The sequence below is a fragment of the Planctomicrobium aquicomposti genome, assembly GCF_051466325.1.
Classification (GTDB): Bacteria; Planctomycetota; Planctomycetia; order Planctomycetales; family Planctomycetaceae; genus Planctomicrobium.
Window position 1 is genome coordinate 4,280,001 of record NZ_CP195792.1, and the last position, 16,780, is coordinate 4,296,780.

Genomic DNA, 16,780 nt, shown 5'->3' on the forward strand with positions numbered 1-16,780 from the left:
ACGAGCAGTAGACGTTCACCTTGCCGGTCCGGGAATCGATATCCCCCGCCCGGGAGTTGAGCAGCGCATTCTGCGAGTGGAAATTCTTGCTCCCCGCCCAGATCCCAAACCACGCCCGCGGTGATTCACCAATCAAAATGGTATTCGACAGGCCATCTGTCACATCCCGCAGGCGAATGGGGGAACTCGCCAGCTGCATCGGACCCCGAGACCCGCTGGTTCCGTCGCCGTAAGTATCGGCGCAGTTGAAACTCCCGCTCGGTGTCGGATCGCACCGCAGCCCCCCTTCCCCGTAATTGCCCCCATAGTCATTCCGGGCATACAGCACGGTCGACTCGGTTGCGGCTGCCGGGGCGGTTCCCTCCGGCTTCAACTGCCCCGCTTCCGGATTGGAGGGACAAGAGAAGACCGGAATATTGGTCTGCGCGAGCTTCAGATTGTCGGGATGGGTGTACCACTGACCAAGGTTGAACTGATTATAAATCGCCTGCTGATCCAGATACGGGAGCAACGCGGTGGCCCAGCTGACTCGCCGGCGCACGTTGTACGCTGTCGGCAGAGGCGCCGCAGCGAGCCCGTTTCCGCCGTTGACCAGCTCCTCGTAGGTACTGCTGTAGTTGTGAACCGCCAGCCCGATCTGCCGCATGTTATTCCGGCATTGGGCACGTCGGGCCGCCTCTCGAGCCTGTTGAACAGCGGGCAGCAGCATGGCGATCAGGACGGCGATGATCGAAATCACCACCAGCAACTCGATCAGGGTGAATCCGCGCGCAGGGCGCACTTTGAAGAGACAGCGCATGAAGGAAGATCCTTTTTTCCGCTGCGAACGCATCGGCAGCGGAAAAGCATGCGCGCAGTCACCGTGCGCGGACACATACTTTCCAGGGACGCTGAGGGCCGAGCATCACAGGGAGATCCCCTCAGGCCGTGTTCTGGCTTGCGAATCAAGCAGCCCCGGACGCCTTCCCACGAATCTGAATTCGCAGTGGCATGTTGTCCGGAGACCTCTTCGCTTACAGCGGCGGTCCCGCGCCGGATTTTCACCGGCTTCCTGTTCAATCCATATTCTGGATCAAACGCCCGAGGGGGCAAGCCGCACACCTTACCGAAGCGCCGGCCCGCCAGCAATCGCCCTCAACGCGAATTACTCAACCTCTCATACCGGCAGCATTTGCGTCTTCAGCAAATCAGCTGCGTGTGTGACTTCGTGCCGAACTCACGTCGTAACCACTGACCTGATCACCCATTGACAGGATTTCGGTTTTTTTCTTGACAGCGGTCTTCCCCGGCCTGCAGGAAGTCGCTCGTTCTCCATTGACCCATTCCGACTGATCGCGAACAATCCCCCGTTGACGATTCATACCGACGCAAAGGCACTCATTCATGTTTGAGCTCAACTCTCGCCAGCACTCTCCGGTCGTGCCGCAGAATTCCGATTATCAGCGGACCCGGCAAATGACCGTCGGCGATCTGCTGCTGGAAAACCGGATCATCTTCCTCGACGGTCCGATCTACGACAACAACGCCAACGTCATTGTGATGAAGTTGCTGTACCTGCAATCTGAAAACCGACATCAGGACATTCACCTGTATGTGAACTCACCGGGTGGGTCGGTCACAGCGACACTGGCGATTTATGACACCATGCAGTTCCTGGAATGCCCGGTCGCCACGTACTGCGTCGGGCTGGCTGCCAGCGGCGGGGCGGTTCTCGTCGCCGGGGGAGCCAAAGGAAAGCGGTTCATCCTGCCGCACGCCAAAATGATGATCCACCAGCCGTACGGCCAGGTGGGTGGTCAGGTTTCGGATATCGAAATCCAGGCTCAGGAAATTCTCGAAACACGGAATGTGCTGAACCGGATTCTGGCCGCCCACACCGGTCAGACCGAAGAGCGCATTGCCAAGGACACGGAACGCGACCGCTACATGTCACCGCTGCAGGCCAAGGAATATGGCCTGGTTGACGAAATCGTCGTCCCCAAGAAGAAGGGGGCAGCCGTGGCGGCTGAAGCGACTGAAGCCTCGGAAAAGAAGAAGTAATTCCAGAGACAGCCCACGTCAGCGCGTCGAACATCCAATCCACCGCCTATCTGCGAGCGATCAGTCATGTCCAATCTTGTTCCATTTGTCGTTGAGAAGTCCGGGCGCGAAGAACGCGCGATGGATATCTACAGCCGGCTGCTGAAAGACCGCATCATTTTCCTGGGCTCCCAGGTGAATGATCAGGTCGCCAACCTGCTGGTCGCCCAGCTGCTGTATCTGCAGTTTGAGGACCCAAAATCTGACATCCACATGTACATCAACTCTCCCGGCGGATCCGTCACCGCGGGATTGGCGATTTACGACACCATGCAGTACATCACCTGCGACGTGGCGACCTATTGCCTGGGTCAGGCAGCCAGCATGGGAGCCCTGCTCCTCACCGCGGGTGCCGCCGGCAAGCGGTATTCTCTGCCGAACAGCCGGATCATGATCCACCAGCCGCTCGCTGGCATGGAAGGAACAGCACAGGATCTGGAAATTCACGCCAAAGAAGTGATCAAAATGAAGCGCAAGCTGAATGAGATCATGTTAAAGCACACGGGCCAGACGCTCGATAAAATCGAAAGAGATACCGATCGGGACAACTTCATGGCGCCCGAAGAGGCGAAAGAATACGGTCTCGTCGATCAGATTCTCGAACGGCTCCCTCACCCGCCGACCGGTGGCTGAAGCGGCAAACAGCCGTCTTAACCTGTTGTCATCATGACATTAACGCGAACATGGATGTTCCAGCTACGGACGGTTCTCATCACCGGGATGGGGACCGTCCTGCTCGGCATTCCGAGTGGCTGTGCTTCGCGCGGCAACGTCGAAGTCCTCGAAGCACAGCTCCGTTCGCAGGAATCGGTCATCCACCACTTCGAGCGTGAAGTCGAACGTCTGCAGGCAGAACTGGCCACTTCCCGCCGGGAAATCGATATCGTCCGCAGCGAAGTGGCTCTGGCTGGACACGCTGTCACCGAGGAGACCAGTCGCAGCCTCGCCCGCGTCGTGGGACTGGAGTTCAATACCCTGCTGACTGCTGCCCAGGACCGGGATGGCTCCGGAGCCGACGAGCGACTGTATGCTGTGGTTTATCCGCACGACAACGACGGCGAGATCGTCAAACTGTCGGGAGAGCTGGAGGTCGAATTGCTCGACCTGTCACGCAGCGGCCAGAAGACCATCGGACACTGGTCCTTCTCAACAGAAGAGACGCGGCGGCTGTGGCATGCCGGCTTCCTGATCTCGGGGTACGAACTCGATCTCCCCTGGGAACAGCCTCCATCCGGTTCAAAAGTGCTGCTGCTCGCCCGCCTGAAAACACCTGACGGCCGGAGCTTTGAAGCGACTCACACCGTCAAGGTCAACGTTCCTGGGCCGGAAGCCCCTCTCGTCGATGCCCAGCAGCGGAGCGGACCGTTGTCAAAAGTGAACGTTTCCCAGACCCGGTTTGAGGAAATTCCGCAGTCACGACTGGTACCCGATCTGACTCCGGCAGAGCTGCAGAAGGCGGATTCCCAGCCGGTCCCGCCACCGCGGATTCAGGAGGCGCGCCCCGCCGAGCACTCGGTTGCTCCCGCCCCCAAGCCATTCCCTTCCCGGCAGACCTCCGACAAGTGGACCGACGAGACCATTCCGCAGTGGCGCTAGAGCAGGTTGCTCTTTGCAGTCCCCCGCAGCCTGCGTTTCGTCGAGCGAAATGCTCATCTCCGCGTGGCGAGGTTGGGGAAATCAAAATGGCAAACTGCTCGGGTTGATTGCTCGCGGAACGGGGCGATGCAAAATGCGCCTTGCAGACCGATGCGAAACCCTCATCTGTGTTACAGGGCTCAGCCACGCTGCTGCCGCAGCGCTGACCGGGCTTCCTGATAGGCCCGTCGTCGCTCAGAATTGACAGCCAGAGTCACCTCGGCGCTGCTGAGTTTCATCTCTTTCGCATACCCATCGAGCAGTTTCCGCTCGTTCGGCGTGATCGTCCCATCAGACAGGACCGCTGCCGCCAGTTGCTGCAGGTATTGTCTTGCCTGATGAGAGCCGGCGGGGACAGGCAATTCGCAGTCTTGATGAACCGCTTGCGCAATGAGTTCGTCGACTTGATGCTGGCTCATGTTGCGGCGGGCACCGAGTTCATAGAGCGCTTTGCGTTCCGACTCGTGGAACTGTCCGTCGGCGAGCATCACCTTCGCCAGCACTCCCAACGAGATTCCAGCGTCCCGTGTGGGCGACAGATCGGCATTCGCCCCACCCGGCACGATTGACTGGGGGGCCGACCGCGCGAACGCCAGATTCGGATCGTACCGCTGCACGTCATTCAAGACCCAGTCATAGTCGCCGGTGGTCAGGACTGCACCGCAATAGACACAGGCTCCTTCCAGATTCACGCTGACAGGCGCTCCGCAGTTGCCGCACCCCGCGGAGGAGAATGTCGCGGCCGGGGCCGATTGCGCGGACTTGCTGCGGACGAGCGAATACACCTGCGTGTAGATCGTCTTGCCCCGGTACTCTTCCACGCGTTCTCCCTGTTTGTGCATCAGAGCGCCCGACCATCTGACCATGACCCGAAGCGTATCGAGCGAATCGGTGACCGCCGGTTGAATATCGATGGTCTCCACGGTGCCGACGGCCGGGTCTTTCCAGAAGCGGACCACTTTCTGATCGACCACGGGAGTCTGCTGACGAAACGATGGCGTCACAACCGGGTCGGAGTATTTTGAGTCGTGATAAAACTCCGCTGCGCGGAGTCTCCAGAAGATCACCGACACCCGGTCCTCCACATGCTGGAGACTGAAACCGGGATCTCGTTCCATCAGAACGGTGCTTCCGGGAAGTGCACTCTGCGCAGTCGGCACAACCCATTCCTGCTCCTGCGTAATCTCCCCCAGGACCCAATCGAACTCACCGGAGTTCACTTGGGCCCCGCAGGCAGGACACTTCGCGGTATCGACAACGTTCAGCTGTGCACCGCAGCGGGGACAGTTCCCTTCGATTGCCCCGGCACTCGCCAGCGACTTCGCTCCGGGTCGTCGATAGAACGACCAATACTCGACGAACGGACCGCTGTTTTCCGTCCCCGGGACCCTTCGCCCCGATTGCAGTTCTGCGTTGTAGTCGGTCGCAGAAGCTCTCACCCGCACGTGGATCGCCTGAAACTGTCCATCCACAAACAGCGCGACCGGTTCTTTGTCGTGCACGCTCACCTCGGTAACGACATTGCGAATTCCCTCGGCACGCTGCATCCCGATCTGCAGTTGAAACCGCTCGTGAATGCCATCACTGATGAAGGGACGAACCTGCTGCAGATTCTGCTCACTCCAGGCAGACTGGATCGCCACGAACGCGGCCTCAACCCGCTTGAGGAAGGAATCCAGGGAGAACGTCGGATCGGTCTGCACTATGGCAGCGACGGCAGCCTCGCGCTGCAGATCGGTCTGCCGTTTGATTCCCTGTCGAATCGTGCGGGCAACATGCTGCCGCTGTCCCGACGTAATGACACGATAGAAAATCCACGCCATTCCCAGCAGCAGTGGAATGCCGATCACCGGGTAACGGAAGCAAAACCGCAGAAAGAAAAAGATGACATCGGGAGAGCCGTCTGAACCGTTGCGATGGCTGGGATAACCTCCTCCCCCACCGCGGAAGCTTCCGCCGCCGCCGCCCCCTCCTCCTCCGCCGCCGCCGCTGCCTCCACCGTAACTTCCGCCTCCTCCCGCACGACCAAAGGCCTCTCCCGCCGGCCAGCACAGGATCGCCAGCAACAGCAGCAGCGAAAGCACGGACACCACGCGCAGCCTGACATGTCGCGAGCTCTGCAGAAGGCTGCGACAGAAGCGGACAAAACGCGACATCAGACCTCCGGTGTCATGCTTCGTTCGGGGGAAGGAGCCAGTCGGTGCAGCGGCTATCCACCCTGATCCTGCGAGTCACCGAGGAAGCATGATCACCCCCTCGGTGAATTGCCACCAGGGCCAGACAGCGGGTGAACTGACTGGGCAACCGCAGGCTCAGACCCGACGAAGGAACGTGATCCGTCCCGGCTCGACCCATTCCACGACGATGATGTTCCCGTCCTTGTCGAAGGCGGCATCGTGGGGATGCACGAACTTTCCCGCTTCCCACTGATCGGGACGAAGGCGAATCTTCCCTTCCGGATGGGAGTTCGAGAGCACATTCGTCGTCCATTCCTCATCCAGTCCGAGATTGGCCACGATGTGATTCTGGCCGTCGAGGAGGATGACTCGGGCATGCAGGTCGGGCAGCAGCAGCAGGTCTCCCTGAATATCAATCGCAGCGGGAAAGCTGATGCCGTAGACGTAGGTGACGGGGATTTCATGCCCCGAGGCGTCGGCGAGGGTTCCGGTCGTCCCATGTTTTTCCCGGTCAGCTTCCTTCACCCCCTGGAGAATCCGGGTCGGCTTGCCATCGAGTGTGAAGTATTGCAGGCGAGAGTTGGCCCGATCCGCCACGACCAGTTCCGGCTCTCCGGTTCCACGGGTATCCAGCCACTGACCATGCGGAGTTCGCATCTGCCCCGCTTTGGCTCCCGTTCCTCCCCACGTGCGAATCCACTTGCCATCGTTCGTGTACTGATGCATGTAGCTGGAGCCGTAGCCGTCGCCGATGTACACGTCCTGTTGCGGTCCGAAACAGACATTCGTCGGCTTAAAGCGATGTTTCGCGTCATAGACGCCCGGTTCCTTGGGAGCCTCGACGCGCCAGACGATGTCCCCTTTGGTGTCACACTTGGTGACATGCAGGTTCTGCGTGTCACACAGATACAGATACTCCTTGCCGTTCTCCTCGCGGAGATCGATGCCGTGCCCTCCCCCGGCATACTCTGCACCGAATGAGCGAACGAACTTCCCGTTGGGCTCGAACACGACCACGCAGTCGCACGGAGCCTTGGCGTCACCCCGGTGCTTGATGTAGACCAGACCATCCCGATCGAAGGTCACCCCATGTGTGGTGTTCCATTGAATGGAGTCGGGGACTTCTCCCCAACCGTGGTGACATTCATATTTGTAGTCCCCTTCCCCGATGATGACCGGCTTCGTGCCGGCCTTGTCGGTCGCGCCGACGATCGCGGGTGCAACACCGGCTGCAAACAACGAAGCGCCCGTCACTTTCAGAAATTCACGTCGCGAGGATGTGTGTTTCATGGCTGCCACTGCTCGAGGTTGGGAGAGAAAGCTGAAGGAGGGACCGCGCTGCGGAACCAGTGCATCGACACTAATTGATTCGTCATCAATTTTCATCCGGCAGGTATCACAGGGAGAATATCCGAGGAGGAATGCTGAGGTGAAGCCCGCGGCCGTAGTGGAAGTCCAGCGGGCGGGGGTTTGCAGCGGCCGACCCGGCATTCCCTGAAAACTCGATTGCCGATCGGGGGAGCGGTCGATAAAATGCACGATTCCACCGTTGGCGGCTTTGTCGAAAGTCGTTGGCCACACAAGGTTTTTGAATTAAGCGGTCGACTCATGCAAGACGGCATTCACCCCAAGTATCACCCGGTCGTGTTCTACGACATCGGCGCAGACTACAAATTTTTGACCCGTTCCACGATGTCTTCCAAAGAGACCATCAAGTGGGAAGACGGCAATGAATACCCGCTGATCACCGTTGATATCAGCTCCGCTTCTCACCCGTTCTACACGGGGAAGATGAAATACGTCGACGCCGCCGGACGCGTGGAAAAGTTCCAGAAGAAGTACGGCTGGGCCAAAAAAGCCGAAGGCTAGCCCGTTCCAATTTGAATCGCACCAGGACGCATCCCAGATCGGGGTGCGTCCTGTTGTATTGTGGATTGGTCTTATTTCCCGATGCCTGTTCTCCAGCACCTCCCCCGCCCTTCCGCTTCGCCGGGGATTTCTGATCACTGCTGAAGCCGGCATTCCGAACGCAGGTGCAGCATGTTCCCCAGTCTGGAAACAAAGCTCAAACGATTTGAAGACCTGGAGTTACAACTCCAGGACCCGGTCATTCTCAGCAACTCCGGTCGGGTTGTGGAAATCCAGCGGGAATATGGTGGCCTGCGCAAAGTGGCCACCGCCGTCCGCACCTTCAAGCAGCTGGAGGCGGACATCGCCGCAGCTCAGGAGATGATGGAACTCGAATCCGATCCCGAAACCCGGGCCTACGCCAAAAGCGAACTCAAGGAGCTGGAAGCCCAGCGAGATGTGCTGCAGCACGAACTCGAAGACATCGTGACGGCCGGAGACTCGATCACGCGCGGCGGGTTGATCATGGAAATCCGTGCCGGCACCGGGGGTGAAGAAGCCGCGCTGTTCGCAGGCGACCTCTACAACATGTACACCCGCTACGTCGAAAAACAGGGCTGGAAGACGGAGCTCATGGAATCGTATCCCTCTGAAATGGGAGGGTTTAAGGAAATCATTTTCTCCGTGACGGGGGAAGGGGCGTTCCATCAGCTGCAGTTCGAAAGCGGCGGCCACCGGGTGCAGCGGGTCCCGGAAACGGAGGCTCAAGGACGCGTGCATACCAGCGCTGCCACGGTGGCTGTGCTTCCCGAAGCGAGCGAAGTGGAAATCGAGATCCGCGATGAAGACCTGCGGATCGACACCATGCGGGCGGGCGGCCCCGGCGGACAGAAGGTCAACAAGACCGAGAGTGCGGTGCGGATCACACACATCCCCACCGGTGTCGTGGTGAAGTGTCAGGATGAAAAGAGCCAGCACAAGAATAAAGCCAAAGCCATGCGCGTGCTCCGCGGCCGCATCATGGAGGCCCGGGAACGGCAGGCAGCCGATGAGCGGGCGACGCAGCGGCGAACTCTCATCGGCTCGGGGGATCGCAGCGAGAGGATTCGCACCTATAATTTTCCGCAGGGTCGTTGTACCGACCACCGCATCGGGTTGACGCTGTACAAGCTCGATCAGATCATGATGGGCGAGCTCGACGAACTGGTTGACGCGCTGGTCGAGTTCGATCGTCAGGAACGACTCAAAGGGGGAGTCGTCTAGAGCAGGTTGCTCCCCCGCGCGGGGGTAACAGTCATTCAAGGAGGATGTTCATGTGGCCCAGCCAGCCGTGACGACCGAAGAACCATGGACAGTCCGCCGGATCCTCGACTGGACGATCCAATTCCTGAAAGACAAGGGGAGCGACACCCCCCGTCTGGATGCGGAGGTCCTGTTGGCGCACGCCCGCCAATGCCAGCGGATTCAGCTCTACACCCAGTTCGATGAACCGCTCACCGATGCCCAGCGGGCCACCATGCGGGAACTGGTGAAACGACGGGGCGCCGCCGAACCGGTCGCGTATCTGGTGGGCCATCGCGAGTTCTTCAGCCTTGATTTCATCGTCAGGCGCGGTGTCCTGATTCCACGTCCCGACACCGAGGTGCTGGTGCTGACGGCTCTTGATCTCGCCCGGGGCAACAACGTTGCAAAGATTCTCGACATCGCCACCGGGACCGCCTGTGTGCCGATTGCCATCGCGAAGAACCTGCCGCCTGTCTCGCTGCAGGCGGTCGAGATCGACCCGACCGCTCACGAAGTGGCGGCGGCAAACATCGAAAAACATGGACTGACCGAACGCATTCAATTGCATCAGGGAGATCTGTTCGCTCCTCTTGATCCATCGGACCGCTTTGGCATCATCACGAGCAATCCCCCTTATGTCGCTTCGCGGGAAATTGCGGAGCTGGCCCCGGATATCCGCAACCACGAACCCCATCTGGCACTCGATGGTGGGGAAGATGGACTCGAGATTGTGCGGCGATTGATTCATGCAGCCCCCGCACATCTTGCTGAGAACGGGTGGCTGCTCATTGAACTAAGCCCGGAACAGGCCGAAGCAGGCTGCGAGCTGCTACGGCAGCGAGGCTTCACCGCGGTTTCTGTCAAGAACGATTTATCAGGGCAGGCCCGAGTGGTCTTGGGGAGATGGCCCGGCGTGCGGTAAAGTGCTTTCCGCGAGCCAACGCGGCTGCCCCTCGCGGAGGGCTCCCGAAGATCTCGAATCAGAGAGACTCTGATCAATCGCAGCGACGAACGGATTCGCGCATGGACATGTTCACCATTCAGGGAGGAAAAGCGCTGCACGGGACCGCCGTGGTCAGCGGCTCAAAGAATGCTGCCCTGCCGATCATGGCGGCAGCTCTGGCGGCCGAAGGTCGAACGGTTCTCGACAACGTTCCCGATCTGGTCGACGTGCGGACGCTCAGTTCCTTGCTGCGGAATCTGGGTATGCAGGTTCAGAGCCACGGATCGCGGCTGGAACTGGAGGTTCACGATGACCGGCCGGACACAGCGGAATACGATCTGGTGCGCAGGATGCGGGCCAGTGTCTGCGTCCTGGGTCCGCTCCTGGCCCAGCGCGGCCGGGCGTGTGTTTCGCTCCCCGGCGGCTGTAATATCGGGTGTCGTCCGATCGATCTGCACCTGAAGGGGCTGGCTGCGCTCGGCGCGGAAATTGACGTGCGACATGGCTATGTGCATGCTCAGGCGAAACAGTTGCGGGGCGCGCGGATCAACCTGTCCGGCCCCTTCGGCAGCACCGTGACCGGGACCTGCAACGTGATGAGCGCGGCCGCGCTGGCGCGGGGAACGACCCTAATCGACGGCGCTGCCAGGGAACCCGAAGTGGTCGCGCTGGCCGACTTCCTCAACCAGATGGGAGCGCAAATCAGCGGACAGGGAACGGGCCAGATCGTCATCCATGGCGTGTCGTCCCTGCGGGCCGTGCATCACACCATTATTCCCGACCGCATCGAAGCGGCGACGCTTATGATCGCCGCCGCCATCACGCGCGGATCGATCACGCTGACGGGGGTTCGGCTCGACCATCTCGAATCGGTTCTCGACCTGCTACAGGAAATCGGCGTGCAGGTCCGGTTCATTTCCTCTCAGCAGCAATCCACCTCCATCGCCCAGATTTCAGTAGCGGACAACCTTCGACCGGTGCGATTTACCGCCGTTCCCTATCCGGGAATCCCGACGGACCTTCAGGCGCAGCTGATCGCCCTGCTCTGCACGGTGCCGGGGGAAAGCCATGTTCGCGATACCGTGTTCCCCGAACGCTTCATGCATGTTGCTGAATTGCGTCGCATGGGGGCACAGATCGAGCAGCAACTGGCCGAAGCCCGCATGACAGGTGTGTCCCGACTGACGGGAGCGAACGTGATGGCCTCCGACCTGCGGGCGAGCGCCGCGCTCGTGCTCGCCGGACTGGCAGCAGCCGGCACAACGACCATCCGCCGCATCTATCATCTCGACCGTGGCTATGAACAGCTTGAACGCAAGCTGAGTCAACTGGGAGCGACTGTACAGCGAGTCCATGATGAACCGCTCAGCCGCATCGCTCCGGCTGCCTGAACACCCCGCCACGGATTCACACGCCACAGGGGACTCTTCGCTTCCCGCTTCTGGTACGGTCACAGGCTGCTATTCCCAACCGCTTTTTTCGCTTTAAGATGAGTGGAGAAGGTTCGCTCGAACAAGTTTCGGAACCTGACGACTCTCGACGGCTTCGCCATCGACGTAGAAAACCAGACGTCACAATCGACGTTTTGATTTGCTGAAGCGGTTCGGGCCAGCCTTCTCCAGTCCCGCGTCTGCCGATCAGGGGGGAAAGTTCTTTCCACCGCTGATCAGCAAATCTTGTCCAATTGAATCGTCCGCGTGCTCTCGCAAAGGACCATTTGATGACGGGTCGAACGCTTCGGTTGCTCCTGGGAGCCGGGAGTTGCCTGCTCTGGCCGACGGTCTCTTCCGCCGGCGAAGCGGATCTGCGAATTGCTCCCATTCGCGAGTATCCGTTCGAGTGGTGGCTGCTGTTTGCTGGAATGTTGATCAGTGGCGGAGGGTTGGCCTTCGGCTACTGGATGTCGCAACGACTGGCGCGGTTGCCGGTGCATTCTTCGATGCTGGCAATCTCGGAGCTGATCTACTCCACCTGCAAAACCTATCTGCTGACGCAGGGAAAGTTCCTCCTCCTGCTGGAAGTGCTGATCGGCGGAGTCATGGTCTATTACTTCCGGGTCCTCTCGGGCATGCCGTTTGTCGATGTCCTGACCATTCTGCTGTTCAGCCTCATCGGAATTCTGGGGAGCTACGGCGTCGCCTGGTTCGGAATCCGCATCAACACCCTGGCCAATAGCCGGGCCGCATTCGCCGTGCTGCGCGGGTTCCCCTACCCCGCTTCCGAGATTCCCCTGCAGGCAGGAATCGCCATTGGCACGGTCCTGATCAGTGTCGAACTGCTGCTGATGCTGGGAGTGCTCCTGTTTCTGCCCAGCCATCTCGCCGGCCCCTGCTTTATCGGTTTCGCCATTGGAGAGTCCCTGGGAGCTTCCGTCCTGCGGATCGCGGGAGGCATCTTCACCAAGATCGCTGACATCGGCGCCGATCTGATGAAAATCGTCTTTGGAATCGAGGAGGACGACGTTCGCAATCCGGGCGTCATCGCCGATTGCACCGGAGACAACGCGGGGGACTCAGTCGGCCCGACTGCCGATGGTTTTGAGACCTACGGAGTGACGGGCGTGGCCCTGATTTCATTTATCACGCTGGCGATTCAGTCCGGCCAGGGAACAGAAGCAGCCAACCATGCCCTGCAGGTCCAGCTGCTGACCTGGATCTTTGCTCTCCGCGTGCTGATGGTGATTACCTCCGTGGGGGCCTATTGGCTGAATCAGGCCTGGACGGCTTCCACGTCGGCGAACAGCCGTCTCATGAATTTCGAAGCACCGCTGGAACGGCTGGTCTGGCTGACGTCGGCGGTCTCGATTGTGCTGACCTACGCGGCTTCGTGGTTTTTGCTCCGGGATCTGGATGGGAGTCATACGCTGTGGTGGAAGCTGGCGACGATCATCAGCTGCGGAACGCTGGCGGGCGCGGTGATCCCTGCACTGGTGCGGGCATTTACGTCGACGCAGTCTCGGCATGTGCGGGAAGTGGTCGAGTCGTCGCGGGAAGGGGGAGCCTCGCTGAACATTCTGTCCGGTCTGATTGCCGGCAACTTTTCGGCATTCTGGCTGGGGTTGGCGATTGTCGGGTTGATGGCTGTCGGCAACGCCTTCGCCTGGCAGGGCGCCCAGGAGCTGATGATCCGCCCCGAAGCGACCTCGGTCTTTGCCTTCGGCCTGATCGCCTTCGGCTTTCTCGGAATGGGACCGGTGACAATCGCTGTCGACTCCTACGGTCCTGTCACCGACAACGCTCAGTCGGTGTTCGAACTCTCCATGATCGAGAAACTTCCGGGCATCGAGCAGGAGTTGCAGCGGGACTTCGGATTCACTCCCCACTTCGCCGATGCCAAACACTTCCTCGAAGACAATGACGGTGCCGGCAACACCTTCAAAGCCACTGCCAAACCGGTGCTGATCGGGACGGCCGTGGTCGGATCCACCACGCTGGTCTTTGCGATCATCCTGATGCTCACCAACGGTCTGACCGAGGGGCTGCAGAATCTGTCGATCCTGCATGCCCCCTTTCTATTCGGCCTGATTCTGGGAGGAGCAGTCATCTACTGGTTTACGGGAGCCACGATGCAGGCGGTCTGCGCGGGAGCCTATCGCGCGGTGCAGTACATCAAGGCCAATATCCATCTCGATGCGAGCGACCGCGCTTCCGAAAGTGATACGCGGCGGGTGGTGGAGATCTGTACGCAATACGCCCAGTGGGGCATGCTCAACATCTTTCTCACGATTCTGTTTCTTACCCTCGCCTTCGCCTGTTTCGAAAACTTTCTGTTCATCGGCTATCTCGTTTCGCTGGCGATCTTCGGCCTGTATCAGGCGATCTTCATGGCGAATGCGGGAGGGGCCTGGGACAACGCCAAGAAGCTCGTGGAGGTCGAGCTGAAACAGAAAGGAACCCCGCTCCATGCCGCCACAGTCGTCGGGGATACTGTCGGCGACCCGTTCAAGGATACCTCGTCCGTCTCGCTGAATCCGGTCATCAAGTTCAGCACGCTCTTTGGTCTGCTGGCGCTGGAAGTGGCGATCCAGCTCTCCGCGCGGGGACAGGAGCAGATCCGGCAGTGCAGCGCGTGGGTGCTTCTGACCCTCGGACTCTACTTCCTGTACCGCTCGTTTTACTCGATGCGGATCCAGTCCATGAAATAGCCGGACAACCGATCTCGTCCCTAGAAAATGCTTTACGACGAGCAGGCGACCACTCACCCCCCGCCGCATCGGACCGCCAGGACAGCCCTCGGCGACGGATCAACGAACGATTATTCTCGACAACGGGGTGGGGCGGATCTAGAATCAGCAGGCTCAGCGCCTTCATAACCTCCCTGATTCATCGTGTCAGCGCCTTGTGCGTCGGCACTCCTGCCCGAAGTGAATCCATGGCGTTCCTCTCCAATCCCTCCCGAACGGGACGATCTCAGCGGTTGCTGAGCGCCGCTCTCGGTCTTGCCGCAGTGGCCTTCTGGACGGCGAACCACGCTTCCGCAGCGAACCGGGCCATCCCTCAGACGGCTGCCCCCGAGTCACTCAAACCGTTTCTCGACAGCCACTGCCTCGACTGCCATCAGGGGAAGAATGCCGAAGGGGGGCTCGACCTGCAGGCGCTCAGCCAGAACCTCGACAGCTCCGCCGCCGAACATCGCTGGATCCGTATTCTGGATCGTGTGCAGTCCGGCGAAATGCCTCCTCAAGACGCTGTCGCCCCGCCCGCTTCCGAACGTGAGGCCTTTGTCCGGACAGGGGGCGAATGGATTCGACAGGTCCAGCGGGCCCGAACCCGCGAGACGGGACGGGTGCATGCCCGCCGCCTGACTCGCAAACAGTTCGAACGCACAGTGCAGACCGTGCTGGGGATCGACATCCCTCTTGAACATCTGATTACAGCAGAACCGGATCAGACAGAGTTCTCAACGGTCGCAGCACATCAGCAGATGTCGCACTTCCACCTCGACCGGTACCTCGACGCCATCGATACCGCCCTGACGGAAGCCTTCGATCGGGCCCTGTCGCCCGATGTGAAACACGAAGTGACCTTCAAACCGGAACAGATCGCGCGCGATCCCAAGCTGAAGTTGCGGAACCGTTCTCCGGAGATGCGGGAAGGTCGGGCCATTGTCTGGAATTCCGGGCTGATTTATTACGGCCGCGTTCCCTGCACCACAGTGCAGGAGAGTGGGTGGTACCGAATCCGGTTTCAGGTTGGTGCGCTGAAGCCCCCCGAATCCGGAAGCGTCTGGGGAACCGTCAGCAGCGGACGCTGCGTCTCGAATGATCCACTGCTCAGCTGGATCGGCTACTTCGAAGCCTTCCCGGAACCCCGAATTCTGGAGTACGAGGCTTACCTGACCGAGCGCAGCATGCTGGAAATCCGGCCAGCGGACCGGGAGTTGAAGCGCGGCAAATTCAGCGGTGGCCAGGTCGGCGATGGTGAGGGAGAAGATCAGAATCTCGCCGGAATTGCGCTCGACTGGATCACCATGGAGCGGATCCACAAGGGGCCGGACAATGCGGGGCTCCGCAAACTGTTGTTCGATAACCTGCTGGTTGAGAAAGAGGATGGCCGCTTCCGGTTCTCCTCCCCGCAGCCGGAAGCGGACCTGCGACGACTGGTGCAGGAATTCGCCGAGAGAGCCTTCCGTCGTCCGATCAGTGAAAGCGAAGTCGCCCCCTATGTCTCACTGACACTCGCGGAATATCAGAAGAGCAAGCGATTTGGATCGGCACTGCAAACCGGTTACCGGGCGATTCTCTGTTCTCCCCGATTCCTGTATTTCACAGAGCAACCAGGAGAACTGGATGACTTCGCCATCGCCAACCGGCTGAGCTACATGCTGACCGGCAACGCGCCGGACAGCCAACTCATGAGCATGGCCAGCGCGGGAACACTGCATCGACCGGAAAATCTGCGAGCCCAAACCGATCGGCTCCTCGCGGGTGAATCGGGACGAACATTCATTCGTGACTTTGCTGACGAATGGCTGGACCTCGACCAGATGGATGTCAACGAGCCCGAGCCCCGCGTCTTCCTCGAATATGATCAGGTCATCCAAAAGTGCATGATCGATGAGACGATCTGCTATCTGGAGGACATGCTGCAGAACGACTTGAGCGTCTCGCATCTGATCGACTCGGATTTCACGTATCTCAACAGTCGCTTGGCCCGCTATTACCGGATCCCCGGCGTGACAGGTGACGCCATGCAGCGGGTCCCCCTTAAGCCGGAATACAATCGTGGCGGACTGCTGACGCACGGATCTGTGCTGCGGGTGACCTCCAATATGTCAGTCACCTCCCCAGTCCTGCGGGGGGTGTGGGTCTGTGAACGTCTGCTCGGCATCCCGATTCCTCCTCCCCCCAGTAATGTTCCGGCAATCGAACCGGATGTGCGGGGAGCCAAAACCATGCGGCAAATGCTGGAATTACATCGCTCGAACGCGGAGTGCGCCAGCTGCCACTCAAAAATCGACCCGCCGGGCTTTGCTCTGGAAAACTACGATTCCGCCGGACAATGGCGAGACTATTACGACAATCTCGTCGACGGAAAACGGAAACAGGGGGCGAAGGTCCATGCCGCGGATCAATTGGCGGATGGGCGAAAATTCCGTGACATCCGTGAATTTCGCTCGGTTGTGTCAGCTGATTTGAATAAACTTGCAGAGAACGTCGCAGAAAAACTGGTCGTGTACGGAACCGGCGCACCGATCTCGTATGTTGACCGGGACGAGATTCAACGCATCGCCCACCAGACCGCTGGTCAGGACTATGGGTTCCGCTCCGTCCTCCACGCTGTCGTTACGAGTCCGCTCTTCTTGAGCAAGTAAT

General features: G+C 59.8%; 12 protein-coding genes and 1 riboswitch (1 of these 13 running past the window's edge). Of the genes, 9 read left to right on the forward strand and 3 right to left on the reverse strand.

Going from position 1 to position 16,780, the window contains the following annotated elements:
• On the reverse strand, positions 1–799 hold the 5' portion of the coding sequence (locus tag SH664x_RS16550; protein WP_437202761.1) for a DUF1559 family PulG-like putative transporter. 188 nt of this gene lie to the left of the window's left edge; only the first 799 of its 987 coding nucleotides appear in the window; it begins with the start codon at positions 797–799; the stop codon falls past the left edge of the window.
• 107 nt (positions 800–906) lie between these two features.
• Positions 907–1,099, reverse strand: a riboswitch (cobalamin riboswitch).
• A 284-nt stretch (positions 1,100–1,383) separates the two neighbouring features.
• On the opposite strand from SH664x_RS16550, the gene SH664x_RS16555 reads away from it, so the two are divergent.
• The 3 genes from SH664x_RS16555 to SH664x_RS16565 all read left to right on the forward strand — a co-directional run bounded on the left by SH664x_RS16555 (position 1,384) and on the right by SH664x_RS16565 (position 3,675).
• Entirely contained in the window at positions 1,384–2,040 is a 657-nt protein-coding gene (locus tag SH664x_RS16555; RefSeq protein ID WP_437202763.1) for a ClpP family protease, read from the forward strand.
• A 66-nt stretch (positions 2,041–2,106) separates the two neighbouring features.
• On the forward strand, positions 2,107–2,712 hold the full coding sequence (clpP, locus tag SH664x_RS16560) for an ATP-dependent Clp endopeptidase proteolytic subunit ClpP (protein WP_437202765.1): 606 nt from the start codon (positions 2,107–2,109) through the stop codon (positions 2,710–2,712).
• A gap of 33 nt (positions 2,713–2,745) precedes the next feature.
• Complete coding sequence (locus tag SH664x_RS16565) at positions 2,746–3,675, forward strand: hypothetical protein (protein WP_437202767.1); 930 nt, start codon at positions 2,746–2,748, stop codon at positions 3,673–3,675.
• Positions 3,676–3,854: 179 nt separating this feature from the next.
• Here the strand turns inward: SH664x_RS16565 and SH664x_RS16570 are convergent, their stop codons facing one another.
• Together SH664x_RS16570 and SH664x_RS16575 are read right to left on the reverse strand one after the other, a co-directional pair.
• Positions 3,855–5,870: a TIM44-like domain-containing protein gene (locus SH664x_RS16570; protein WP_437202769.1), complete on the reverse strand. Its 2,016-nt coding sequence runs from the start codon at positions 5,868–5,870 to the stop codon at positions 3,855–3,857.
• A 156-nt stretch (positions 5,871–6,026) separates the two neighbouring features.
• Positions 6,027–7,181 (reverse strand): peptidase, encoded by a 1,155-nt coding sequence (locus SH664x_RS16575; protein WP_437202770.1) that lies wholly within the window; start codon positions 7,179–7,181, stop codon positions 6,027–6,029.
• A 318-nt stretch (positions 7,182–7,499) separates the two neighbouring features.
• On the opposite strand from SH664x_RS16575, the gene SH664x_RS16580 reads away from it, so the two are divergent.
• From SH664x_RS16580 to SH664x_RS16605, 6 genes are all read left to right on the forward strand, one after another.
• Complete coding sequence (locus SH664x_RS16580; RefSeq protein ID WP_437207247.1) at positions 7,500–7,760, forward strand: type B 50S ribosomal protein L31; 261 nt, start codon at positions 7,500–7,502, stop codon at positions 7,758–7,760.
• 171 nt (positions 7,761–7,931) lie between these two features.
• Positions 7,932–9,002, forward strand: coding sequence for a peptide chain release factor 1 (prfA, locus tag SH664x_RS16585; RefSeq protein ID WP_437202772.1), 1,071 nt, complete (start codon positions 7,932–7,934; stop codon positions 9,000–9,002).
• 52 nt (positions 9,003–9,054) lie between these two features.
• A complete protein-coding gene (gene prmC, locus SH664x_RS16590) occupies positions 9,055–9,945 on the forward strand; it encodes a peptide chain release factor N(5)-glutamine methyltransferase (protein WP_437202773.1) in 891 nt (296 codons plus the stop codon).
• A 101-nt stretch (positions 9,946–10,046) separates the two neighbouring features.
• A complete protein-coding gene (gene murA / locus SH664x_RS16595; RefSeq protein ID WP_437202775.1) occupies positions 10,047–11,357 on the forward strand; it encodes a UDP-N-acetylglucosamine 1-carboxyvinyltransferase in 1,311 nt (436 codons plus the stop codon).
• A gap of 329 nt (positions 11,358–11,686) precedes the next feature.
• Entirely contained in the window at positions 11,687–14,110 is a 2,424-nt protein-coding gene (locus SH664x_RS16600) for a sodium-translocating pyrophosphatase (RefSeq protein ID WP_437202777.1), read from the forward strand.
• 227 nt (positions 14,111–14,337) lie between these two features.
• Complete coding sequence (locus tag SH664x_RS16605) at positions 14,338–16,779, forward strand: DUF1592 domain-containing protein (RefSeq protein ID WP_437202779.1); 2,442 nt, start codon at positions 14,338–14,340, stop codon at positions 16,777–16,779.
• Position 16,780 lies beyond the last annotated feature (1 nt).